The 22,133-nt window shown below is 73.0% G+C and carries 20 protein-coding genes; 5 read left to right on the top strand and 15 right to left on the bottom strand.

Going from position 1 to position 22,133, the window contains the following annotated elements; translation table 11 throughout:
• Positions 1 to 222 precede the first annotated feature (222 nt).
• Positions 223 to 1,854: an MFS transporter gene (locus ACIBCM_RS16565; protein ID WP_399243674.1), complete on the bottom strand. Its 1,632-nt coding sequence runs from the start codon at positions 1,852 to 1,854 to the stop codon at positions 223 to 225.
• A 140-nt stretch (positions 1,855 to 1,994) separates the two neighbouring features.
• Here ACIBCM_RS16565 and ACIBCM_RS16560 point away from each other — a divergent pair, with 140 nt between their 5' ends.
• Positions 1,995 to 2,600: a CGNR zinc finger domain-containing protein gene (locus ACIBCM_RS16560; RefSeq protein ID WP_399243893.1), complete on the top strand. Its 606-nt coding sequence runs from the start codon at positions 1,995 to 1,997 to the stop codon at positions 2,598 to 2,600.
• 97 nt (positions 2,601 to 2,697) lie between these two features.
• On the opposite strand, the gene ACIBCM_RS16555 is transcribed toward ACIBCM_RS16560, so the two are convergent.
• Both ACIBCM_RS16555 and ACIBCM_RS16550 read right to left on the bottom strand, forming a co-directional pair.
• Positions 2,698 to 3,273, bottom strand: coding sequence for a histidine phosphatase family protein (locus ACIBCM_RS16555; RefSeq protein WP_399243672.1), 576 nt, complete (start codon positions 3,271 to 3,273; stop codon positions 2,698 to 2,700).
• Positions 3,274 to 3,359: 86 nt separating this feature from the next.
• On the bottom strand, positions 3,360 to 4,835 hold the full coding sequence (locus tag ACIBCM_RS16550; RefSeq protein ID WP_399243670.1) for a PLP-dependent aminotransferase family protein: 1,476 nt from the start codon (positions 4,833 to 4,835) through the stop codon (positions 3,360 to 3,362).
• Here ACIBCM_RS16550 and ACIBCM_RS16545 point away from each other — a divergent pair.
• Together ACIBCM_RS16545 and ACIBCM_RS16540 are read left to right on the top strand one after the other, a co-directional pair.
• Entirely contained in the window at positions 4,834 to 5,742 is a 909-nt protein-coding gene (locus tag ACIBCM_RS16545; protein WP_399243667.1) for a DMT family transporter, read from the top strand. The genes ACIBCM_RS16550 and ACIBCM_RS16545 overlap by 2 nt on opposite strands.
• 186 nt (positions 5,743 to 5,928) lie before the next feature.
• Complete coding sequence (locus ACIBCM_RS16540; protein WP_399243665.1) at positions 5,929 to 6,123, top strand: DUF1918 domain-containing protein; 195 nt, start codon at positions 5,929 to 5,931, stop codon at positions 6,121 to 6,123.
• 60 nt (positions 6,124 to 6,183) lie between these two features.
• Here ACIBCM_RS16540 and ACIBCM_RS16535 read toward each other — a convergent pair whose 3' ends face one another.
• The gene (locus tag ACIBCM_RS16535; protein ID WP_399243891.1) at positions 6,184 to 7,422 is read right to left on the bottom strand and encodes a glycoside hydrolase family 10 protein; all 1,239 of its coding nucleotides are present in this window, start codon (positions 7,420 to 7,422) and stop codon (positions 6,184 to 6,186) included.
• A 203-nt stretch (positions 7,423 to 7,625) separates the two neighbouring features.
• Between ACIBCM_RS16535 and ACIBCM_RS16530 the strand changes: the two genes are divergently transcribed.
• Positions 7,626 to 8,486 carry a 3-hydroxybutyryl-CoA dehydrogenase gene (locus ACIBCM_RS16530; protein WP_399243663.1) on the top strand — a complete coding sequence of 287 codons (861 nt, stop codon included), beginning with the start codon at positions 7,626 to 7,628 and terminating at the stop codon, positions 8,484 to 8,486.
• Positions 8,487 to 8,833: 347 nt separating this feature from the next.
• Here ACIBCM_RS16530 and ACIBCM_RS16525 read toward each other — a convergent pair whose 3' ends face one another.
• The 10 genes from ACIBCM_RS16525 to infC form a co-directional block, all read right to left on the bottom strand.
• A complete protein-coding gene (locus ACIBCM_RS16525; RefSeq protein WP_399243661.1) occupies positions 8,834 to 9,364 on the bottom strand; it encodes an NUDIX hydrolase in 531 nt (176 codons plus the stop codon).
• Between the two features lie 110 nt (positions 9,365 to 9,474).
• Complete coding sequence (locus tag ACIBCM_RS16520) at positions 9,475 to 10,815, bottom strand: transcriptional regulator (RefSeq protein WP_399243659.1); 1,341 nt, start codon at positions 10,813 to 10,815, stop codon at positions 9,475 to 9,477.
• Between the two features lie 274 nt (positions 10,816 to 11,089).
• On the bottom strand, positions 11,090 to 12,130 hold the full coding sequence (locus ACIBCM_RS16515) for a PP2C family protein-serine/threonine phosphatase (RefSeq protein ID WP_399243889.1): 1,041 nt from the start codon (positions 12,128 to 12,130) through the stop codon (positions 11,090 to 11,092).
• Positions 12,131 to 12,687: 557 nt separating this feature from the next.
• Positions 12,688 to 15,216, bottom strand: coding sequence for a phenylalanine--tRNA ligase subunit beta (gene pheT / locus ACIBCM_RS16510; protein WP_399243657.1), 2,529 nt, complete (start codon positions 15,214 to 15,216; stop codon positions 12,688 to 12,690).
• A complete protein-coding gene (gene pheS / locus ACIBCM_RS16505) occupies positions 15,216 to 16,343 on the bottom strand; it encodes a phenylalanine--tRNA ligase subunit alpha (protein ID WP_399243655.1) in 1,128 nt (375 codons plus the stop codon). Before pheS ends, pheT begins: the two co-directional genes overlap by 1 nt.
• A 170-nt stretch (positions 16,344 to 16,513) precedes the next feature.
• Entirely contained in the window at positions 16,514 to 17,644 is a 1,131-nt protein-coding gene (locus tag ACIBCM_RS16500; RefSeq protein WP_399243653.1) for an ATP-binding protein, read from the bottom strand.
• A 140-nt stretch (positions 17,645 to 17,784) separates the two neighbouring features.
• Positions 17,785 to 18,621 carry a TrmH family RNA methyltransferase gene (locus ACIBCM_RS16495; RefSeq protein ID WP_399243651.1) on the bottom strand — a complete coding sequence of 279 codons (837 nt, stop codon included), beginning with the start codon at positions 18,619 to 18,621 and terminating at the stop codon, positions 17,785 to 17,787.
• A gap of 524 nt (positions 18,622 to 19,145) precedes the next feature.
• Positions 19,146 to 19,532 (bottom strand): 50S ribosomal protein L20, encoded by a 387-nt coding sequence (gene rplT, locus ACIBCM_RS16490; protein WP_006350245.1) that lies wholly within the window; start codon positions 19,530 to 19,532, stop codon positions 19,146 to 19,148.
• A gap of 117 nt (positions 19,533 to 19,649) precedes the next feature.
• Entirely contained in the window at positions 19,650 to 19,844 is a 195-nt protein-coding gene (gene rpmI, locus ACIBCM_RS16485) for a 50S ribosomal protein L35 (protein WP_100106297.1), read from the bottom strand.
• Positions 19,845 to 19,967: 123 nt separating this feature from the next.
• Positions 19,968 to 20,648: a translation initiation factor IF-3 gene (gene infC, locus ACIBCM_RS16480; RefSeq protein WP_399243886.1), complete on the bottom strand. Its 681-nt coding sequence runs from the start codon at positions 20,646 to 20,648 to the stop codon at positions 19,968 to 19,970.
• 316 nt (positions 20,649 to 20,964) lie between these two features.
• On the opposite strand from infC, the gene ACIBCM_RS16475 reads away from it, so the two are divergent.
• On the top strand, positions 20,965 to 21,366 hold the full coding sequence (locus ACIBCM_RS16475) for a DUF1844 domain-containing protein (protein WP_399243649.1): 402 nt from the start codon (positions 20,965 to 20,967) through the stop codon (positions 21,364 to 21,366).
• A gap of 29 nt (positions 21,367 to 21,395) precedes the next feature.
• On the opposite strand, the gene ACIBCM_RS16470 is transcribed toward ACIBCM_RS16475, so the two are convergent.
• On the bottom strand, positions 21,396 to 22,127 hold the full coding sequence (locus ACIBCM_RS16470; RefSeq protein ID WP_399243647.1) for an SseB family protein: 732 nt from the start codon (positions 22,125 to 22,127) through the stop codon (positions 21,396 to 21,398).
• Positions 22,128 to 22,133: the final 6 nt, after the last annotated feature.

The following is a 22,133-nucleotide window of genomic DNA, read 5'->3' as shown; positions in this document are numbered from 1 at the left end:
GGACGGTCGCCCGAGCGGTGGCCCGTCGCCCGAGCGGCTGCTCGTCGTGGGAGCGGCGGGAAGGAGGTGTCCGTACGTCCGCCCCTGCTTGTGCCGGGGTCCCGCACGCTCTTGCCGGGAACCGGCGCGGGCAGGGACCCCGGGTGCCGGGCACGGACAGCCGGCGGTGGTATCGGAGTCGGGTGACGACGGCTACCCGTCGCCTTCGCGCCTCCACCCGTGTCAACGGGCTCCCCGGGGTCGCTGCGCGGTGGGCCGGGGAACGCAGCACAGTGCCGCCGGCAGCTGGAGGGCCGCGGCGCTCAGCAGGGCGCCGGGCAGGGAGCGGACGGCCAGCGGGCCCGCGGCGGCCGCGCCGACCGCGAACCCCGTGATCTTGAGGCTCGCGCCGGTGGTGAAGATCCGGGCGCGCAGCCGCTCGGGGGCCTCCCGGTGGCGGATCGCGAACAGCGCGGTGAGCTGTGGGCCCTCACCCATGCCGATGAGGACGACGGCGACGGCCAGCAGGACCGGGTGGGCCGTCGCCGTGAGGGCGAGAGCCACGGCGAGGACGACGGTGCTCCATCCGACGACCGTGTCCGGGCTCAGTAGCCGGGGGCGACGGGCGAGCACCGCGTTCGCCGCGAGCGCGGTCACGGCGACGCCGGAGAGCAGGACCGTGCCCTGCCCCGCCCCACCGAGGGCACGCTCACCCAGCAGGGGAGCACAGGCGACGAACATGCCCTGGCCCGCGCAGGAGACGGTCGAGGCCGCGGTCGCCCGGGCCAGGGGCCGTATTCCCGCGATGGCCCGGAACCCGGCGGCGAGTTCGGCGCGGAGGGAGGGGCTCGGAGCCGGGAGCGGGACCGCCCCGGACACCTCGCTCGACGCTGATCCGGACACGTCGCTCGGCGCCGATCCGGATACCTCGCTGAGGGCCGCCTGCTCCGGCCCGGGTGTGCCGGGAAGCCCTGTGCCCCAGGCGGGCGACGCTCCGCCCGCGACGGGAAGCCCGGTGCCTCCACCGAGCAGTCCCACGCCCCGGCCGGGAGCCGGCGCGGCTCCGCCACGGGTCACCGTGGCTCCGGCGCCGCTCACTGAGGGAGGACCCGCCCGGTCCGGCGCTCCGGAGGCCGGTGCGGCCCCCGCCGGACGCGCACCGGACACGGGAGGGTCCCCCTCGAACTCCGGAACCGCCCCGCGCCGGGTCCGGCTCGACGCACCTGGGCCTGTCCCCCTCAACGAATCCCACCCGGTCCCACGGGCAGCACCCGTCTCCCCGCCCCCACCCCGCCCCGGCAGCGCCAGCGCCGACGGCAGGGCGAGCCCGATCAGGGCGGCCGACATCACCACCCCCGCCGCCGCCCCCGCGAGATGGGCGGCGGCGCCCGCCGCGGCCGGCCCCAGCAGACCGGCGGCGCTGTACGTCATCGCGTCGAGTGCGTTCGCGCGCGGGAGCCCCGGCGACGGGACGACCCTCGGGAGCTGGGAAGTCCAGCCGCCCGCCAGTGCGGGACCCAGCAGGCCCGCGAGGACCGCGAGGACGACCGTGAAGGCGACAGGGAGCCGGCCCAGGGCGAAGAGGATCACCAGCAGGGCCGTGCCGTACCCGGCGAGTGCCGCCGCGAGCAGTCGTCCGGGGTTCGGGGCACGGTCCAGGAGCACCCCGAAGAGCGGGCCGCCGGCCGCCGCCGCGACCGTGATGCCCGCGAGCAGCGAGGAGGCCGCGACCGCCGAACCGGTGACGGCGAGGGCGGTCAGCATCAGGGCGGGGCCCGACATCTCGTCACCGGTCCGGGCCGCCGCCGCCCCGACGGCGTAACTCCACCATCCGTAACGCTCCCGCATGGCGATCACGTTACGCAGGTAACTCAAACCTTCACCAGATGCGTTACATTCGGGCCGTGGCGACAACAAGAGGCACGGCGGACGGCACAGCAGGCGGCATGGCGAATCGTGACGAACATCGTGATGAACACGGCACCTCCGACAGCGGCTGGTCGGCCCGGCACTCGGTGCAGGCCGTCGCCGCGCGGACCGCGGCCCTCGTCAACGCCCTGACCGGCGGGGACCCGGCCCCCTACCCCGGCCCGGACCAGGCCCCGGACCGAGCCCCAGATCAAGCACCGGATCAAGCCCCGGATCCGGATCCGGAGGCCATCGCCGGCGTACTGCGCGCGCACGGCGAGACCGGCCGCCTCCGGGTGTCGAGCCGGGATGTCACCGAGATGCGTACGGCCGCCGGGAAGCTGCGCGAGGTGTTCGCGGCGCGGAGCACCGGCGAGGCGGCCGAAATGCTCAACACGCTGCTCCCGGAGAACACCGGACGGCTGCGGCTCAGCTCGCACCACGGAGCCTCGCCCTGGCACCCGCATCTCGACAGCGACGACGACGCCCCGTGGGGTGAGTGGCTCCTCGCGTCGTCGTGTCTGGCGCTGACCGTCCTCGTCTGGGACCGGCAGCGTCCGCCCGGCGGGGTGTGCGCCTCATCCGCCTGCCGGAACGTCTTCCTCACCCAGGGCAGCGGGCCGGTGCGCCGCTACTGCTCACGGCGGTGCGCCACCCGCGAACGTGTCGCCGCCCACCGCAGGGCCAGAAGGGCCGCCGCCGCCCCGGAGTGACGGCGGGCTCCCCGCTACGGCCCCCGGACCGCCCGGAGCCGCACGCCGCAACTCCCCCGGGCGTACAGCCCGGCACTCCGAAGCACCCGCACCCCGCCTAGGCAGCGGTCTGGAGGCACAGGTTCCAGTAGCCCGACCCCCCGCTGAGGACCACCGTGGACAACGGGCGGACGTCCACGTTCCAGTACGAGGTCGGCGGCGCCTGGAGCGCGTACACCAACGCCGCCCGTACGACCGCGGGTTCGGCGACGGCGACGACGGAGCCGCCGTCGTATGCGGGCCGGGTGTCGAGCCAGCCCCCTATGCGCCCGATGAACGACAGGAGGGACTCGCCTCCGTGCGGTGCCGAGCACGGGTCGGCGAGCCAGACGTCGACCGCGCCCGGCTCGCGTGCGGTGACCTCCGCGAGGGTGGAGCCGCGCCAGCGGCCCATGTCGCAGTCGCGCAGGTCGGGTTGTGCCATCGGGGCAAAGCCGAGCGCCTGGGCGGTCGCGCGGCTGCGGACGGTCGGCGAGCAGTACCGCAGTTCGGCGGCGTTGAGCGGTACGAGGGCATGGGCGGCGAGCTGCACCTCGTACCATCCGGCCTGATCGAGCGACCGGTCGTCGTCGAAGCGCTCGGCGAGCAGTGAGGAGCTGCGAGCGGCAGCCACCAGCGTGATCCGAACGTTCATGGCGCGATGGTGAGCGGGAGGAGCCGTACCGGTCAAGGGACAGATCGCCCACCCCGGGCGGGGCGGAGCGCGCGCCTCCCGGACGGTCACGCCACGGACCGTCCCGGGCGGGGACCGGAACCCCCGCGGACCAGCACCTCGTCACACGCCGTACGCAACCGGCGCACGCCCTCCGCGAGTTCGGTGATACCCGCCACTCCGGCGAAGCTGAGCCGGATATGTCCGGCAGGGGGCTCCGCCGAGAAGTACGGGCGGCCCGGAGCGAGCGCCACACCCGCGCGCAGGGCGGCGGAGAGCAGCCCGCCCTCGTCGGCTCCGTCGGGCAGCCGCAGCCACAGATGGTGGCCGCCGGACGGGATGTACGGCAGGGACAGTTCCGGCAGCCCGCTCAGCAGAGCCCCCGTCAGGGCGTTCCTGCGGTCCCGCAACGCGGCGGCCACCGTGCGCAGATGACGGCTCCAGGCGGGGGCGCCGACGAGTTCCAGGGCGGCTTCCTGAAGCGGGCGGGCGACGAAGAAACTGTCGACGACGTGGATGGCGCGCAGCCGCTCCAGCGCGGGGCCGCGGGCCGCGAGCATGCCCACCCGCAGGCTGGGCGAGGTCACCTTGGTCAGTGAGCCGACATGGACGACGACACCGTCGTGGTCGTCCGCGGCGAGGGCTCCGGGCGGCGGCCCCGCGTCCGCGTGCACCAGCCGTCGCGCGAAGTCGTCCTCGACGACGAAGGCCCCGGCGACCCGGGCGATCCGCAGCACCTCGGCGCGGCGGGCGGGGGCGAGGACGGTGCCGGTCGGGTTCTGGAAGACGGGCTGGCAGATGAAGACCCGGGCTCCGGTGGCCCCGAAGGCGTCGGCGAGCAGTTCCGTCCGTACACCCTGGCCGTCCACGGGCACGGGGACGGGACGCAGTCCCGCCGCACGGGCGATGGCGAGCATGCCGGGGTAGGTGGGTGACTCGACCAGGACGGGCGCGCCGGGCGGGGCGAGTGCGCGCAGGGCGGTGGCCAGGGCGGACTGGCCGCCGGCGGTGATCAGTACATCGGCGGCGGTGATGTGGTCGCCGAGATCGCGGGCGAACCACTCGCGCAGTTCGGGCAGGCCCTCGGCGGGCGGGCGCCCCCAGGCTCCGGGGCGGCGGCCCGCCCGGGCCAGGGCGGCGGCCATCGCGCGCTCGGGCTGGAGGGACGGGTGCAGATAGCCGCCGTTGAACTCGACGACTCCCGGCGGCGGCGCGGCGAGGGTGGCGAGCACCCCGGAGGCGTCCACGGTGCGCGGTACGAGTTCGCCCGCGACGGACGCGCTGAGGGTGACCTCCTGCCAGGAGGTGTCCCCGGCGGCCGGGGGTGCGGGGCGGGGCGGGGCACGGAAGGCACCGGCGCCGGGGCGGGTGACGACCAGCCCCTCGGCGGTGAGGCGGGCGAGCGCACGGGAGACGGTCACCGGGGAGACGCGGTAGCGCTCGACGAGCGCACGGCTCGACGGCAGCTTCCCTCCGGGTGAGTAGCGGTGAAGCTCTCGCTTCAGAGAATCCGCCAGCTCCTGCACACTGCTACGCTCCTGCATGACAGTACAGGATAGCGCTACTCACACCTCCCCAGTAGCGGTCGGCCCCGCGACCGGTGGCGGCACCCTGCTCGCCGCGCTGGGCGTGATCGCCTTCTCGCTGACGTTCCCGTCCACGGTCTGGGGGCTGGAATCCTTCGGGCCCTGGTCGCTGGTGGCGCTGCGGAGTGTGCTCGCGGCACTGATCGCCGGCGGATTTCTGCTGGCCCTGCGGGTGCGGCCGCCCAAGCGCCGCCACTGGGGGTCCCTCGCGGTCGTCGCCGGTGGTGTGGTCGTCGGGTTCCCGTTGCTGACGACGCTGGCGCTCCAGACCTCCACGACGTCCCACGCGGCGGTGGTGGTGGGGCTGCTGCCCCTGACGACCGCCGTCTTCGCGGCCGTACGCACCGGTCGCAGGCCCTCGCGTACGTTCTGGGTGGCCGCGCTCGCCGGGGCGGCGGTGGTGATCGCGTTCACGGTGTCGGGGAGCGGCGGGGGGCTCCAGCGCGCGGATCTGTATCTCTTCGGCGCGCTGCTGGTGTGCGCGGCGGGCTACACCGAGGGCGGGCGGCTGGCCGCGCAGATGCCGGGGTGGCAGGTGGTCGGCTGGGCGCTGGTCCTGTGTCTGCCCGTGGCGACGGCGGGGGCGGCGGTGAGCCTGGCGTACGAGCCCGTACGGCTGACCGGGCAGGGCGTGGCGGGGCTGGTGTGGGTGGCCGCCGGGTCGACGTTCTTCGGGCTGTACGTGTGGTACCGGGGCATGGCGTCGATCGGGATCGCCCGGGCGAGCCAGTTGCAGCTCGCACAGCCGCTGCTGACGCTCGTGTGGTCGGTGGCGCTGCTCGGGGAGCGGCTGTCCCCGGCGGCACCGGTGGCCGCGGCGGGGGTCCTGGTGTGTATCGCGGTGACGCAGCGGGCGAGGGCGTGAGACCGGGCGCTCTCACGCCCGGCACCCCACCGCTCGTACATCCGCTCGTACGTCCCGGGACGCAGCCGGGCCCGGACCCGGGCCGGAGAGCCCCATGGCCGTGGCCGAAGGCCCGGCGCGGGCCCCGGGAGCCTCACGGTCGTAGACTCGGAACAACGGAAACCCGCTTCGAGGAGGTCACTCCCGATGCATGCGAACGTGGGCGACAAGCTGCTGGTGCACGGCAGGACCGTGGGACAGCACGACCGGACCGCCGAGGTCGTCGAGGTGCTGGGGCGCAAGGGTGATCCCCCCTACCGCGTCCGTTTCGACGACGACGGGCACGAAGCCCTGGTCTCCCCCGGCCCCGACACCGTCGTCAGGCCGCACGAACACGCCTGACCACCGCTCCCGGGACCGGCCCGCCCGGCCGGTCCCGGCTCTGCACGGGTGGCGGGCGGGTCAGGCGGGCGGCAGGGCCCTGGCGGGGTAGTGGTCGGCCACCACCCGCGCCATAGCGCCGATCCGGTCCGTGGCGACCTCCTTGGCGGAGAAGAAGCAGTGGCCGCGGACCGAGCCGTAGGTGCGGGCCAGCGTCAGATGGCGGGAGAGTTCGGCCGGGTCCCGCCAGGGCGCGGCCTGCGCGGGATCGCCGGCCTTGTAGAGGGCCTCGCCGATATAGAGGTCGACCCCCGTACCGCGGACGAGATCGTCCCACCAGGGCAGCAGTTTGGCGTAGTCGGCGGCGGCGAAGCCGATGTTCCAGTAGATCTGCGGGACGATGTAGTCGATCCAGCCCTTCGTGACCCAGGAGCGGGTGTCGGCGTGGAGATCGTCGTAGGTCTGCACACCCGCGCGGGTGTCGGAGCCGAGCGGATCGGTGGAGGCGTTGCGCCAGACCGCGAAGGGGCTGACGCCGAAGGCGGCTCCCGGCCTCGTCTCCTTGACGCCCTCCGACATCTCGCGGATCAGCCGGTCGATGTTGTCGCGCCGCCAGGACGCCCGGTCGGCAAAGCCCGCGCCGTGGCGCGCGTAGGCGTCGGCGTCGTCGAAGGTCTCTCCCGCCGCGGGATAGGGGTAGAAGTAGTCGTCGAAGTGGACACCGTCGATGTCGTAGCGGCGTACGGCGTCGAGCATCGCCGTCCGGACGAAGGCGCGGACCTCCGGCAGGCCGGGGTTGTAGTACAGCTTCCCGTTGTACGGGAGCACCCAGTGCGGGTTCTCCCTGGCCGGATGCCCCTCGGCGAGCAGGGAGGGATCGGTGTGGGAGGCGACGCGGTACGGGTTGAACCAGGCGTGCAGCGCGAGCCCCCGGCGGCGGGCCTCCGCCACGGCCGTGCCGAGCGGGTCCCAGCCGGGGTCCCCGCCCTGGACGCCGGTGAGGGAGCGCGACCAGGGTTCGTACGGGGAGGGCCACAGGGCGTCCGCCGACGGCCGTACCTGGAAGACGACCGTGTTCAGCCGGCGGGCGACGGCCGTGTCGAGATGGGCGAGGAGTTCCGTACGCTGCCGGGCGGCCGTGAGGCCGGGCTTGGACGGCCAGTCGCGGTTGGCGACGGTGGCCAGCCACATCCCGCGGAACTCCCGGCGCTCGGCACGCCGGCCGCTCTCGGGGTGGGCCGCCGCGTCACCGGCGGTCGCCAGCCCGGCCAGCGCCCCCGCCCCCGCCATCAGCACCCTCCTTCTGCCCATACTCCCCATTCGACCGATAAATCCCATGTTCCGCTCCATGTTCTGGATTCTGGCGATACGTTCGCAATGCCGGTCGCTGTGTCCGCACAGCGCGCCCGCCCTGGGCGTCTCCTCCCTCCGCACCCGGAGTAACGTCGTGGGGTCGAGGCGGGCGCCGGAACCTTACGGGATTCCCGCACGGAAACAGCGAAAGGCACGAGGTGACGGACTCAATGGCCGACATTGCACGCGTCGGAGTGGTGGGCTGTGGCCAGATGGGCGCGGGCATCGCGGAGGTGTGTGCCCGCAGCGGCCTGGAGGTGAAGGTCGCCGAGACGACGGGTGAGGCCCTGGAGATCGGCCGGACCCGGCTCTTCAACTCCCTCTCGAAGGCGGCCGAGCGCGGCAAGATCACCGAGGCGGAGCGTGACGCGGCCCTGGAGCGGCTGAGCTTCACCACGGACCTCGGGGAGTTCGCCGACCGTGATCTCGTCATCGAGGCCGTGGTGGAGAACGAGCAGGTCAAGACCGAGATTTTCCAGGTGCTCGACCAGGTGGTCACCCGGCCCGACGCGATCCTCGCCTCCAACACCTCGTCCATCCCCCTGGTGAAGCTGGCCGTCGCGACCTCGCGGCCCGACCAGGTGATCGGTATCCACTTCTTCAACCCGGCCCCCGTGCAGAAGCTGGTCGAGCTGATCCCGGCGCTGACGACGTCCGACGAGACGGTCAAGCGCTCCGAGGCCGTGGTGGCGCAGTTGCTCGGCAAGCACGCCATCCGCGCCCAGGACCGCTCCGGCTTCGTCGTGAACGCCCTCCTCATTCCGTATCTCCTCTCGGCGATCCGGATGTTCGAGTCGGGCATCGCCAGCCGAGAGGACATCGACAACGGCATGGAGCTGGGCTGCGCCCACCCCATGGGCCCGCTGAAGCTCTCCGATCTGATCGGCCTGGACACCGTCGCCTCGGTCGCCGACTCGATGTACGCGGAATTCAAGGAGCCCCTGTACGCCGCTCCCCCGCTGCTCCAGCGGATGGTGGACGCGGGGCGCCTCGGCCGTAAGACGGGGTCGGGCTTCTACCCGTACTCCTGAGACCGCGCTCCTCCTGAGACCTCCCGGCGCCCGAGACTTCCCGGCTCCAGAGGCCCCACCCGTCCTCTCAGGGCCCCGGGCGCCGATACGACGGCGGCAGGCGGGATCCCGCCCGATATCCGAGGGAACCCGCCGGAACAATTCCCCTGGCACCGTTGCCCGTCGGTGCGCGTCTTCCTTTTCCGTGCCCTCGCGCCCTCACCGGGTGCCGGGAATTCACGGCGCGGTTCGCCCGGAGAGCCGTTTCCCCTCCGCCCGCGGCCCGTGGATACCGGAAATGCCGGACAGCCGGCGGCGGGTGGGGCCTTTGCACTCCCGGTTGTGGAGACAAAGGCCCCCGCGCCCGGTCAGCCCAGGCGCATATGGTGGAGCATCAGCAGCCCGGCCGCCATATTGGCGGCCGGGATCTCGCCTCTCGCGATCATGCCGGGAATCAGTTTCAGCGGCACCCACTCACGGCGCGAGGACTCGAAGTCGTCCTCGGGATGGCCGATGTAGGTGGCGCCCTCGGCCCAGTAGAGATGGTGGCGGGAGTCGGTGAGGCCGTTGGACGGCTCCACCGTCATCAGATGCCTCAGGGGACCCGGGCGCCAGCCCGTCTCCTCCTCCATCTCGCGGGCCGCCGCGGTCTCGACGTCCTCGCCGTCCTCGACGACCCCCGCCGCCAGTTCCCAGCCCCAGCTGTCGGTGATGAAGCGGTGGCGCCAGAGCATCAGCACCTCATTGGACTCGTTGACCGCGGTCGCGACGGCGACGGCCCTCAGCCGGATCAGAAAGTGGTCCAGATGACGGCCGTCCGGAAGTTCGACATCGGCCAGATTCACACTGAACCAGCGGTTTTTGTACACGGTTTTTTCGTTTAGCTTTGTCCACTGCACTTTTCTGCCACCTTTCGACCAGTAGGTGGCAACATGGCAGCAGCCAGTCAGCCGGAGGGGAATCGGTGAGGGCCGCGGACGAGCCAGTTCGGCTCACTCCCGACGGTCCGTCACAGGGGCACGCGCAGGGACTCGTCGATCAGTCCCGCCGCCTCCTCCGCATGGGAACTCCCGCTCACCGCGAGCTGTTCCCGCACCTCCCGCAGCCGGTCGCGCAGCCGCTGGGACTCCATACCCCTCGCCCGCTCCGCCATCTCCACCGCCGCCTCCGCGGCCCGGTCGGGCTCGCCCTGGCGTAGCTCGATCTGGCAGAGCATGGCGAGCCGGTGCACCCGGCCCCGGTCGTGGGCGGGAGTACCGACGGCGGCCGTCGCCTGCTCCCGCGCGGCCTTGAGATCACCGAGGCTCAGCAGGGCCTCGGCGGCCTGCACATTGACCAGACCGGGCTGGACATAGCCGGTCTCGTCCGGCTCGTATCCGGGCTGGATGCGCTCCACCTCCAGCTCCGCGCGCCGGATGCACCGCAGGGCGGAGGCCCGGTCGCCGAGGTTCGCGTACGCCTTCGCCTGCATCACATACAGATCGGCGGCGAGCGCCGGGGTGATCTGCCCGCCCGCGGCCCGCAGCGCCGCCTCAGCGAAGGCCACCGCCTGGCGGTGCTCGGAGAGGAACAGCGACTGGGTGACCAGCAGAGCGATCACATAGGCGCCCAGCCCCCGGTCGCCGCTGGCCTTCGCGAGCCGCAGCCCCTGATGGAAGTAGCGCTGGGCGAGCCCGTGGGCGTCGGAGTCGTACGCACAGATACCGGCGACCGCCACGAGTCCGCCCGTCGCCCGGTGCAGCTGACGGCCGAGGCCGTCACTGTAGGCGCCCCGCAGCAGCGGTGCCGTCTCGGAGTTGAGGAATCCGACGATCCGGGCCCTCGTCGCGATACCCCCGGCCCTGCGGTACATCAGCTCGTAGTGGGCCCGCGCGGCCCGCAGCATCCAGATGTCGGCCATCGAGACCCGGGTCTGACCGCTGCGGGAGACATCCGCGTCCTCCGGCGGGTTCTCCCACTCCCATACGGGCATCACCGCGGGCGTCCCGGTGACGGCGGGCGCCTCGATGACATGGCGCCGCTGCTGCTCGTCGGAGCGCCACAGCGCGGTGGCCCGTTCGACGAACCCGGAGAGCGGGGAGCCGGAGCCGGTGCCCCAGTCGCCGCCCACCCCGAGGCCGATGTCGCTGAGTGTCAGGGCGCGGTGCAGCCGGGCGGCGAGCACCTCGCAGATCAGATCGGGCACCTGGCCGCGCGGGCGCTGGCCCTTGAGCCACCGTGCCACGGCCGTGTGCTCGTACCGCAGGGACAGTCCCCTGGCGCGGCCCGCCTGGTTCACCCGGGCGGCGAGGCCCGCGTTCGAGATACCCGCCTCGTCGAGGAGGGCGTCGAGCAGGGTATTGGGCTGCATCAGGCCCTCCGGAGGCTCGGTCAGCCCAGGGTAGTGGACGGGGCTTTCACACGTGGTGTGAATGCAGTGCCCCGTCCGGCACCCGGTGTGCTCTCCCGCCCTGCCGTGCGCACCGGTTGACTGAACTGCCTCTCAGGAGGCGGCCGGACCGCCGGCTCCCCCTCGTACAGTGCGGCGGTCCTCGTTCGCGCCGTCTGCCCTGCCGACTGCCCGACACTCCGCGGCAGGGCGGACGGCGCCGGCCGCGCACGGCAGCCGGCGGCGGATCCCGCCGTCAACGACGCGATGTCTCAGCGATGGGAGGGTTCCGCCGGGTACGGCGCGGTACGGCCTCCCCGTACCGCGCCGGGACCCGGGAGCGGTCGTCGCGCAGCACCAGCAGCGCCACATCGTCGGTGAGCCGCCCGCCGGTGTGCCGCAGCAGCTCCGCGTGGACGGCCGTGATCACGGCGGCGGGCGTCGGCGGCGGATCGAGCGCGGCCCGTTCGAGAACGGCCTCCAGGCCGAAGAACCGCCCCGCCGGGTCCCGGGCGTCCACCGCCCCGTCCGTGTGCAGGACCAGTGACTCCCCGGGCAGCAGTCCGTCCCACCGGTGCGGCTCCAGCTCGGCCGGCAGCGGGAACAGCCCGAGCGGCGGCAGCGGATCGCCGCCCGTCAGCGGCCGGGCTCCCGCGGTTCCGGTGCCGAGCCGGTAGGGCCAGGGGTGTCCGCAGTTCAGGGCCAGTACGCGGCCGTCGGGTCCGATCTCCAGCAGCAGTACGGTGACGAACTCCTCCGAGGACGGGCTGTGCGGCTCGCCCTCGCAGGCCGCCGGATGCTCCTCCCGGGCCCGTTCCCGCAGATGGCGCTGTACGGCCCGGTCCAGCCGCCGCAGGACGCCGCCGAGTTCGGGTTCGTCGTACGCGGCCTCCCGGAAGCTGCCGAGGACGGCGGCGACCGCTCCGATCGCGGGCAGCCCGTGTCCCCGGACATCGCCGATGACGACGCGCACTCCGTGGGGAGTGGCCAGGGCCTCGTACAGATCGCCGCCGACGCTCGCGCCGGGACTCGCGGACAGCTGGCTCGCGGCGAGCGCGAACCTGTCGAGTCGCGGGGGCAGCGGGCGCAGCAGCACGCTCTGGGCGGCATCGGCGACGGCGCGCACATGCCGCAGCTCGCGGACGAACCGCCGCCGCACCCCGAGGACCAGTCCCGTGCCGACGGACAGGAGGACGACCCCGGCGACGATGCGCTCGCCGAGGCTCTCCGGATGGTCGGGCGGCAGGGCGACCCGCCAGGTGAGGGCGGCTGCCCCGCAGACGGCGGGCAGTCCCAGCGGCAGCAGCCGGCGCGCTCCCCGGCGCCCCGCCGGAATCCGCCCCCGCCACGGGCCCCCGCCCGGTCCCCGCCGTAACCAGGAGCCGCCCCCGCCCCGGCGCCACCAGGAGACCGCGGGCGGGCCCCACCGGAGCCAGGAGGTGCGGCGCGTGCCCGGCCTCAGCAACGCGTCGCCACCCGCCGGCTGCCCGAGCCGGCCGCCACGGCCCGGGATCCGGCTCCGCCAGGAACCGCCGCCCGGCCCCCGGCGGAGCCGGAAGCCGCCGGCCGGGTCCTGCTGTGCCCGTGTCGCGCCCGCCGGGCCGTGCCCGCGGGCGTGCTTGGCCCGGTGCACGGCCGGAAAGGGACGTACAGACCTGATACGGATCATGCCGATGGTCCCCTCGTAGGCCCCTGCCCGGCTCGCCGGCCGCCCGAACGGCCGGGTCGATTCTGTCGACCGTGCGGGGACGAAGGGAACAACGTCCCCCGTTCTCACTCAAATGAGTGAGCGGGCCGGGACTCACGAGAAAAGGGGCGCATCCGGCGAACCGGATGCGCGCCTCCCCTATGCGGTCAGGCTCCGCGCAGGACCGCCCCGAGGCGCTCGGCGGCGAGCGCGACCGCCGCGTCACGCGCGGCGGTCACCTCCTCCACCGTCAGCGTCCGGTCGGGGGCGCGGAACCGCAGGGCGTACGCCAGCGACTTCTTGCCCTCGCCGAGCTGCTCACCGGTGAAGACGTCGAACAGCCGGATGGACTCCAGCAGTTCGCCCGCACCGGCCGCGAGCAGATTCTCCACGGCCGCGGCCGGGACGTCCGCCCCGACGACGAGTGCGACGTCCTGGGTGGCGACCGGGAAGGAGGAGATCCGGGGCGCGGTCAGCGACCCTTGCGAGGCCCGCTCCACCAGGTCCAGATCCAGCTCCATCGCACAGGTGCGGTCGGGCAGGCCCAGCGCCTTGACGACCCGGGGGTGCAGTTCGCCCGCGTGTCCGACGGGGGTCTTCACCCCGTCGAGGGCGACGAAGAGCGCGGCGCACCGGCCGGGGTGCCAGGGTCCGTACTGCGCCTGTTCGACGGCGAGTCCGGTCCCGGCCTCACCGGCGATCAGCCGGGCGGCCTCCACCGCGTCCGCCCAGTCGGCGGGACGGCCCTTCCCCCACCAGCCGGACTGCTCGCGGGCCCCGGCGAGCACCACGGCGGCGTGCCGGGGCTGTACGGGCAGGGCGGCGTCGAGCCCGGCCAGTTCCTCGTCGGTGGGCCTGCGGTCGACGGGCGGCGCGGCCGGGACGCGGGGCTCGTCCACCGGGTGGAAGACCAGCCCGGTCTCGAAGAGCGCGAGGTCGTGGCTGCCGCGTCCGTGGTTGCGCCGGAGCGCGCCGAGCAGTCCTGGCAGCAGTGTGCTGCGGAGCGCGGGCTCCTCGTCGGAGAGGGGGTTGACGAGCCGGACCAGGCGCCGGGCCGGGTCGTCCGCCGGGAGGTCGAGCTGGTCGAGCACCCGCTCGCCGATGAAGGGGTAGGCGAGCGCCTCCACATAGCCCGCTCCGGCGAGCGCGCGGCCCACCCGGCGGTGCAGCCGCTGGCGGGCGGTCAGTCCCCGGCCGGACGGCGGCCTGGGCAGCGAGGAGGGCAGGTTCTCGTACCCCTCCAGGCGGATGACCTCCTCGGCGAGGTCGTTGGGCGCGGCGAGGTCGGGACGCCAGGACGGGACGGTGACGACCAGTTCGTCCTGGCCGTAGACGTCGCAGCCGATCTCCTGGAGCCGCCGTACGACGGTCTCCCGGCCGTAGGCGACCCCGGCGACCCGGTCGGGGTGGTCGGCGGGCATGGCGACGGTGCGCGGGGCGGACGGCGCGATCACATGGGTGACGCCGGCCTCGGCGGTGCCTCCGGCGAGCAGCACCAGCAGATCGACGGTGCGCTGGGCGGCTGCGGCGCCCGCCAGCGGGTCGACACCGCGCTCGAAGCGCCGGGACGCCTCGGAGGTGAGCTTGTGGCGGCGCGCGGTGCGGGCGATGGAGACGGCGTCGAAGTGCGCGGCCTCGATGACCACCTCCGTCGTGCCCCGGACCCGGCCGGTCCCGGGGTCGGGGGCCGCGTCGGCGATCTCGGTGTTGGCGCCGCCCATCACGCCCGCCAGGCCGATCGGCCCCCGGTTGTCGGTGATGACCAGGTCATCGGTGTCCAGCACCCGCTGGACGCCGTCGAGGGTGGTGAGCTTCTCGCCGGGCTCGGCGCGGCGGACCCCGATGGGGCCGTCGACGAGCGTGCGGTCGTAGGCGTGCAGCGGCTGGCCGAGTTCCAGCATCACGTAGTTGGTGATGTCGACGGCGAGTGAGATCGGGCGCATGCCCGCCTTCTGGAGGCGGCGCGTCAGCCAGATCGGGGAGCGGGCCTCGGGGTCGAGCCCGGTGACGGTCCGCGCGGTGAAGCGGTCGCAGCCGACGGGGTCGTCGACCTTGACCGGGTAGCCGTACGAGTTCGGCCCGGGCACGTCCAGGAGCGCCGGGTCGCGCAGCGGCAGCCCGTAGGCGGTGGCGGCCTCACGGGCGACACCGCGCAGGGACAGGGCGTAGCCGCGGTCGGGGGTGACGGCGATGTCGAGGACCTCGTCGTGCAGTTCCAGCAGCTCGATGGCGTCGGTGCCGGCCTCGTGCTCGGGCGGCAGGACGATGATGCCGTCGCTGTTGTCGTCGCCCATGCCGAGCTCGGAGGCGGAGCAGATCATGCCGCGGGAGATCCGGCCGTACGTCTTGCGTTCGGCGATCTGGAAGTCTCCGGGGAGCACGGCGCCGGGCAGGACGACGACGACCTTGTCGCCGACGGCGAAGTTCCGGGCACCGCAGACGATCTCCTGCGGTTCGCCGGTGCCGTTGGCCTGCCCCACGTCCACGGTGCAGAAGCGGATGGGCTTCTTGAACCCGGTCAGTTCCTCGACGGTGAGGACCCGGCCGACGACCAGGGGGCCCTTGAGCCCGGCGCCGAGCTGCTCGACGGTCTCGACCTCGAGACCTGCCGCGATGAGCTTCGTCTGTACGTCACGGCCGGTCTCGGCCGCCGGCAGGTCGACGTACTCCCGCAGCCAGGAAAGCGGGACCCGCATCAGATCTCCATCCCGAACGGCCGGGTGAACCGGACGTCACCCTCGACCATGTCTCGCATGTCCTCGACGTTGTGGCGGAACATCAGCATCCGTTCGATGCCGAACCCGAAGGCGAATCCGCTGTACTTCTGAGGGTCGACCCCGCAGGCGACCAGGACCTTGGGGTTGACCATCCCGCAGCCGCCCAGCTCGATCCAGCCCTCGCTGGAGCAGGTGCGGCAGGGCCGGTCCGGGTTGCCGACGGACTCGCCGCGGCAGACGTAGCAGACCATGTCCATCTCGGCGGACGGCTCGGTGAACGGGAAGAAGTTCGGCCGCAGCCGGGTCTTCATGCCCTCGCCGCCGAAGAGCGACTGGACCATGTGGTCCAGGGTGCCCTTGAGGTCGGCCATGGTGAGTCCCTCGTCGACGGCGAGCAGCTCGACCTGGTGGAAGACGGGGGTGTGGGTCGCGTCCAGCTCGTCGGTGCGGTAGACCCGGCCGGGGCAGATGACGTACACCGGCGGCTCGCGGTCCATGAGCGAGCGGATCTGCACGGGGGAGGTGTGGGTCCGCAGGACGACTCCGGAGCCGTGCTCGGCGCCCTCGGGCCCCTGGACGAAGAAGGTGTCCGCCTCGCCCCGGGCGGGGTGGTCGGGGCCGATGTTCAGGGCGTCGAAGTTGAACCACTCGGCCTCGGCCTGGGGACCCTCGGCGACCTCGTAGCCCATGGCCACGAAGATGTCCTCGATGCGCTCCGAGAGCGTGGTGAGGGGGTGCCGGGCGCCCGGCGGGATCCGGTCGTACGGCAGGGTGACGTCCACCGCCTCCTCGACCAGCACCCGGGCGTCGCGCTCGGCCTCCAGCTCGGCCTGGCGGGTGGCGAGCGCCTTGTTCACGGCGCCGCGAGCCTGGCCGACGCGCTTGCCGGCCTCGGCCTTCGCCTGGGGCGGCAGGGCGCCGATCTCACGGTTGGCGAGCGCGAGCGGCGATGTTCCGCCGGTGTGCGCGACCTTCGCGTGGGCGAGCGCGTCGAGGTCGCCCGCGGCGGCGAAGGCGGCGAGCGCCTCGTCCCGCATGCGCTCGATCTCTTCCGGTTTCAGTGCCTCGACCTCGACCGGGTCGTAGGACTTGTTGGGTGCCGACATCTCTTCCCGTGCTTCCGATTGGCTGATGGGCGCGACCACGCTCGACGACTGAGGACGCGAAGGTGCCAAAGGACGAGTCTAAAGGTCGCCGGAGGTGTGCGATGGCGGGGGACGGCGCCGGGGGCCGGGCCGTACCCGCGGAGTGCCGCCCGTGGGCCGCTCCTGGCCGGTTACGACAGATAGGCCGGGGCGCCGACGGGCAGGATAAATCGGAACTCGGCACCGCCGCCGGGCCCCCGGCCGACGGTGATCGTGCCGCCGTGGGCCTCGACGATGCCCTTGACGATGTACAGGCCGAGGCCGGTTCCGCCGCGTTTGCTGCCGCGCCAGAAGCGGGTGAAGACACGGCCCATCGACTCCTCGGGGATGCCGGGGCCTTCGTCGCTCACAGTGACGGCCGTACCCTTCTCGTCGTTCTTCGCCGACTTCGCCGAACCCGGCGCCACCTCGATGGTGACGGTTCCCTCGCCGTGGCGCACGGCGTTTTCGAGCAGATTGCCGAGCACCTGGTCGATCTTGTCGGGGTCGGCCCACAGATCGGGCAGTCCGCCGCGGATGCTGACGAGGAAGCGGTCGGGGCGCTGGCCGCTCGCTATGAGGGCCTGGACATGGCGTTCGACGGCCGCGGCGATGTCCACGGGCTGGCGGCGGACCTCCAGGCGTCCGGAGTCGATACGGGAGATGTCGAGCAGCTCCGCGATCAGCCGGGTGACACGGTTGGCGTCGGCGTCGACGGTCTCCAGCATCAGCCGCTTCTGGTCGTCGGTGAAGCGCTCCCACTTGGCGAGCAGGGTCGCCGTGAAGCCCTTCACCGAGGTCAGGGGGGAGCGCAGCTCATGGGCGACGGTGGCTATCAGCTCGGCGTGGCTGCGCTCGTTGCGGCGGCGGGCCTCGGTGCCGCGCAGGCTGACGACGAGCCTGCGTATCGGCCCGGTGGGGCGCTCGCGCACATAGCGGGCGGAGACGAGGACCTCCCGGCCGCCGGGGAGCAGGAGATAGCGCTCGGGCTGGCCGACACGGGTGGCGAGGCCGCCGTACGGGTCGGTCAGCGCCCACCAGCGGCGCCCCTTGAGGTCCTCCAGCGGGAGGACCCGCTCCAGCGGCAGCCCGATGGCGTCGGTCTTGGCGGTGGTGGTGATCCGGACGGCAGCGTCGTTGAAGCAGATCACCCGGCCCGTCTCGTCGGCGACGACCAGACCGTCGGGAAGCTCGTCCGGGTCGATGGCCAACGCCTCCGGATTGGACGACGGGCACAACAAGGTGCCGTGTGTCTCCGCGAGCCTGCTCGTCCCGACAACCATCCCCGTACCCCACCTCTCCGCCGGCGCAGTGGGCCCCCCGAGCCCGTCACCCTACTAGCTCAAGGTGACGGCGCGGAGCCCCTGAGCGAGACCGCCCTCTTCGGCGGGCCCGGCACGGTCGCCGGGCCCGCCGCCCCCGTTCAGCGAGCGCCGCCGGCGCGCTGGGCGCGCGCCGAGGCGTAGAGACATACGGCCGCGGCGGTCGCGAGGTTCAGACTCTCGGCTTTTCCGTGGATGGGAACGCGGATCACGGCGTCGGCCAGCGCCCTGGTCTCCTCGGGCAGGCCCCATGCCTCGTTGCCGAAGATCCATGCGGTGGGGCCGCCCATGGTGCCCGCGTCGAGTTCGTCGTCGAGGTCGTCCTCGCCCGCGCCGTCGGCGGCCAGTACCCGCACTCCGGCGTCCTTCAGCGCGCGTACGGCCCGTTCGACAGGTACGCCGACGGCGACGGGCAGATGGAAGTGCGAGCCGACCGAGGCGCGGACGGCCTTCGGGTTGTAGAGGTCGACGGAGGCGTCGGTGAAGACGACGGCATCGGCCCCGGCGGCGTCCGCGCACCGCAGGACGGTGCCGGCGTTCCCGGGGTCGCGCACATGGGCGAGCACGGCGACCAGCCGGGGCCGGGCCGCGGCGATGTCGTCGAAGGGCGAGTCCAGGAACCGGCAGACCCCGACGAGTCCCTGCGGGGTGACGGTGGTGGAGATGTCCGCGATCACGCTCTCGTCCGCGAGATGGATCCGCGCGCCCGTGTCACGGGCCGCGCCGACGATGTCCGCGTAGCGCCCGGCGGCCTCGGGGGTCGCGAACAGTTCCGTCAGCGTCGGCGTCCCGCCGCTGCGGTGCCCGGCGGCCTCCCGTACGGCCTGGGGCCCCTCGGCGAGGAACAGCCGCTCCTTGCCCCGGAAGTTCCGCTTCGCCAGCCGCCGGGCGGCGGCGACGCGGGACGAACGCGGGGAGATCAACTCGGGGGCGGCCATGGACTCACTCTCGGAGATGTCGTCGGAGTTCGGAAGGTCGGGATGTCCGGATACCGGGATACCGGGATACCGGGATTGCCGTTGTACCTGGTTGCCGGGGCAACGGCATGATCGAACGGACTTCGCTGTACGCACCGGCCCGGGCGGCCACCGGCTCGCGGGGCGGCCCGCTCCCCCGGCGTGCGGCCCGTACAACCGGACGCGAGGCCCGTGGCCGGACCGGTGGGACCCACCGCGGGGGACGCGGGCCCGGCGCACAGATACCGTCCGGCCGCGACGGACGCGGGAAACGGCGCCGGGCTCCGGCGGAGGACGCACCGGCCCGACGCCACGGGGACGGAACCGGACCGTAGACACCCAGAACCGGCGCACCGGGGCGCACCGGGGCAAAGCGCCGCACCGCACACCCGCGGCACCCGGCTGACGCACCCGGGCCCGTACCTCCGCGGGCATCGCGGCAAACGCGGCCGGACCCGCAGACCACAGGGCCTACGGGTCCGGAGGCATACACCTCAGCGCACGGCTCAGGCCGCGGCCTTGGGCGCGTTGACGTCGGCCGGGAGGGCCTTCTGCGCGACCTCGACCAGCGCGGCGAACGCGTTGGCGTCGTTGACGGCCAGCTCCGCGAGGATCTTGCGGTCCACCTCGATGTTGGCGGCCTTCAGACCCTGGATGAGGCGGTTGTACGTCATGCCGTTCTGGCGGGCGGCGGCGTTGATGCGCTGGATCCACAGCTGGCGGAAGTCACCCTTGCGCTTCTTGCGGTCGTTGTAGTTGTAGACCAGCGAGTGGGTGACCTGCTCCTTGGCCTTGCGGTACAGGCGCGAACGCTGACCGCGGTAGCCGCTGGCCTGCTCCAGGATCGCCCGGCGCTTCTTGTGGGCGTTGACTGCCCGCTTGACGCGTGCCACTTGTTAACTCCTTGTAGCGGGGCCGGGGCTCACTTTCTCAGCGGCCCAACCCGAATTCGAATAGGTCCCGGTCGAGGCGTCACATCCCCGTCTCCGTCAGCGGAGCCGGGAGCGACATCACTTGCCGAGAAGCTTCTTGATCTTCTTGGCGTCGGCGGGAGCCATCTCCGCGTTGCCCGTGAGGCGGCGCGTCAGCGTGGACGGCTTGTGCTCGAGCAGGTGGCGCTTGCCGGCGCGCTCACGGAGCACCTTGCCGGAGCCGGTGATCTTGAAGCGCTTCTTGGCACCGCTGTGCGTCTTGTTCTTCGGCATCGCGCCGTATCTCCTCGTCAGTGGCGCTCCCCCGGCGCACGGGCACCGGACAGCGGGGAGCGTCAGTCTTCGTTTCTGGGTCCGGGCGGGACCCGGGGCGCCTTGTGCGGGCGGCCCCCGGGGTCACCCCTCGGCGGGCGTCTCCGCGGGCGCGTCGGCCTGGGCCTTCGTCGCGTCGCGGTCGGCCTTGCGCGCGGCCTGGGCCTCACGCGCCTCGGCCATGGCCTCGGTCTTCTTCTTGTGCGGGCCAAGAACCATGATCATGTTCCGGCCGTCCTGCTTGGGGTTGGACTCGATGAACCCGAGGTCCTCGACATCGGAGGCGAGTCGCTGAAGCAGGCGGAAGCCAAGCTCGGGGCGGGACTGCTCACGACCACGGAACATGATCGTGATCTTGACCTTGTCACCCTGCTTGAGGAACCGGACGACATGACCCTTCTTGGTGTCGTAGTCGTGCGGGTCGATCTTCGGCCGGAGCTTCATTTCCTTGATGACCGTGTGCGCCTGGTTCTTGCGCGCCTCACGTGCCTTCATGGCCGACTCGTACTTGAACTTCCCGTAGTCCATGAGCTTGCACACGGGCGGCCGGGCGTTCGCCGCGACCTCGACCAGGTCGAGGTCGTACTCCTGAGCGAGCTCAAGGGCCTTGGCGAGCGGGACGATGCCCACCTGCTCGCCGCTCGGACCGACAAGCCGCACTTCGGGAACGCGAATCCGGTCGTTGATGCGGGGCTCGGCGCTGATGGATCCTCCTCGGTAGCACCACGCGGCCGGCTGGGGAGCGCCGCGTAACGTCTCTTTGATCAGACCAACCGCGCCGGGGAACGAAAAATGCCCCGGACGGGACACAGGCGGCAGCTCCTTGAATACCGGAGCACCGCCGCGGTCTGCCGCGGGGCGCACATCGGGCGGCTTCCATCGTCCGTACGGAACGATGGGCACCACCTGACCGGTGACCCGCCGTCCCGGAGGACGGCCAGGTGGGAGAGCGGAGCCTCCACTTGTGGGCTGGGCACACAGATGTCCAGCCGGTCGTCCTCTCAGGCTAGCAGCTCCGGACCCCGGGAGCTAACCGGTGGCACCGGCCGTGTCGGACGGGCCGGGGCCTATCGTGTCCGTCATGAGCGACGCGACTCCTTCTTCCCCCGACTCAGCTGCCTCCGCTGCCTCCGCCGGCTCCGGGGAGTCCCCGGACTTCGACTCGATGACCCGCGATATCGCCGAGGTCCCCGCCGTCGAGGTGATCGTCACGGTCGCGGTGAATCTGATGAGCGCCGCCGCCGTGAAACTCGGCCTCACCGAGGACGGCGCGGAGCACAAGGACCTCGACGAGGCACGGAAGCTGGTGCACGCGCTGGCCGGGCTGATGGACGCGAGCACCACCGAGATCAGCTCCTTCCACGCCGCGCCGCTGCGCGACGGGCTGAAGTCGCTCCAGCTCGCCTTCCGCGAGGCGTCGCTGGTACCGGACCAGCCGGGCCAGGGACCGGGTGAGAAGTACACCGGCCCGGTCTACGGCTGACGCCACCGCGCCCGCCCGCCGGGGCGGTCCTACGGGCGTACGAACAAGGGCTCGCCCGGTGGGGTGGCCCCGGCCGGCAGCAGCGCCAGGTCGAGGCCCCGTACCAGGCGGGCCCTCAGTACGTCGTGGCCTGCGATCGCCCCGGCGACCCGGCGGGCGGCCTCGGCGGGGACGGCGCCGTCGGAGAGCACCAGGGCGAGGGTGCCGCCCTCGCCCCCGGGCAGCAGATGGGCCCGGAGTACGGCGGGCTCGGCCGCCACCGCCTCCCGTACCGCTCCCGTGACGGCGGGGTCGTCCAGCGGATCCGCGCTCGTGCGGCCCTCGGCAAGCGCCAGCAGGGCGGGGCCGGTCAGCTGATAGGGCACCGGCCCGGCCAGATCCAGTACCAGGGTGTCGGCGCGCTCATGGGCGACGGCCCGGAGCGCCTGGTGCAGCGGTACGGCGACGGGCCTGGCGGCCGGGTCCCAGCGGTGGAGCGCGTCCATGGAGGTGAACGCGGGCAGCGCCCTGCGGTCCCCCGCAGTCAGCGTCGGCACCGCCATGTCGCTGGTCTTCTCGCGCCGCAGCCCGTTCTCGTCGGTCTCGGTCTCACCGAGGACGGCGACGACCGGGACGAGCAGGCGCGCGCCGGTCAGGGCCTCCAGCACCGGCCGCTCGGCCGACCTGTCCTCGGCCCAGGCGGCGAGCGCCGCCGCCAGACGGGGGTCGGCGCCGCCGTCGTCGTCGGAGAAACCGGGGTCGGGAATGTTCTTGAGCGCCACGCGCCG

This window comes from Streptomyces sp. NPDC051018 (assembly GCF_044456085.1).
In the GTDB taxonomy this organism is placed as follows: Bacteria; Actinomycetota; Actinomycetes; order Streptomycetales; family Streptomycetaceae; genus Streptomyces.
This window is presented reverse-complemented; position numbering and strand designations above follow the sequence as displayed.

Bases quoted from the DNA above. Each gene is read 5' to 3' on its own strand.
- pheS (WP_399243655.1), bottom strand. From the start codon at position 16,343: ATGTCGGCACCCAACAAGTCCTACGACCCGGTCGAGGTCGAGGCACTG.
- ACIBCM_RS16500 (WP_399243653.1), bottom strand. From the start codon at position 17,644: ATGGTTGTCGGGACGAGCAGGCTCGCGGAGACACACGGCACCTTGTTG.
- ACIBCM_RS16520 (WP_399243659.1), bottom strand. From the start codon at position 10,815: ATGCAGCCCAATACCCTGCTCGACGCCCTCCTCGACGAGGCGGGTATC.
- ACIBCM_RS16530 (WP_399243663.1), top strand. From the start codon at position 7,626: ATGGCCGACATTGCACGCGTCGGAGTGGTGGGCTGTGGCCAGATGGGC.
- ACIBCM_RS16535 (WP_399243891.1), bottom strand. From the start codon at position 7,422: ATGGGGAGTATGGGCAGAAGGAGGGTGCTGATGGCGGGGGCGGGGGCG.
- ACIBCM_RS16495 (WP_399243651.1), bottom strand. From the start codon at position 18,621: ATGGCCGCCCCCGAGTTGATCTCCCCGCGTTCGTCCCGCGTCGCCGCC.
- ACIBCM_RS16550 (WP_399243670.1), bottom strand. From the start codon at position 4,835: ATGCAGGAGCGTAGCAGTGTGCAGGAGCTGGCGGATTCTCTGAAGCGA.
- ACIBCM_RS16475 (WP_399243649.1), top strand. From the start codon at position 20,965: ATGAGCGACGCGACTCCTTCTTCCCCCGACTCAGCTGCCTCCGCTGCC.
- pheT (WP_399243657.1), bottom strand. From the start codon at position 15,216: ATGCGGGTCCCGCTTTCCTGGCTGCGGGAGTACGTCGACCTGCCGGCG.
- rpmI (WP_100106297.1), bottom strand. From the start codon at position 19,844: ATGCCGAAGAACAAGACGCACAGCGGTGCCAAGAAGCGCTTCAAGATC.
- ACIBCM_RS16545 (WP_399243667.1), top strand. From the start codon at position 4,834: ATGACAGTACAGGATAGCGCTACTCACACCTCCCCAGTAGCGGTCGGC.
- ACIBCM_RS16540 (WP_399243665.1), top strand. From the start codon at position 5,929: ATGCATGCGAACGTGGGCGACAAGCTGCTGGTGCACGGCAGGACCGTG.
- ACIBCM_RS16555 (WP_399243672.1), bottom strand. From the start codon at position 3,273: ATGAACGTTCGGATCACGCTGGTGGCTGCCGCTCGCAGCTCCTCACTG.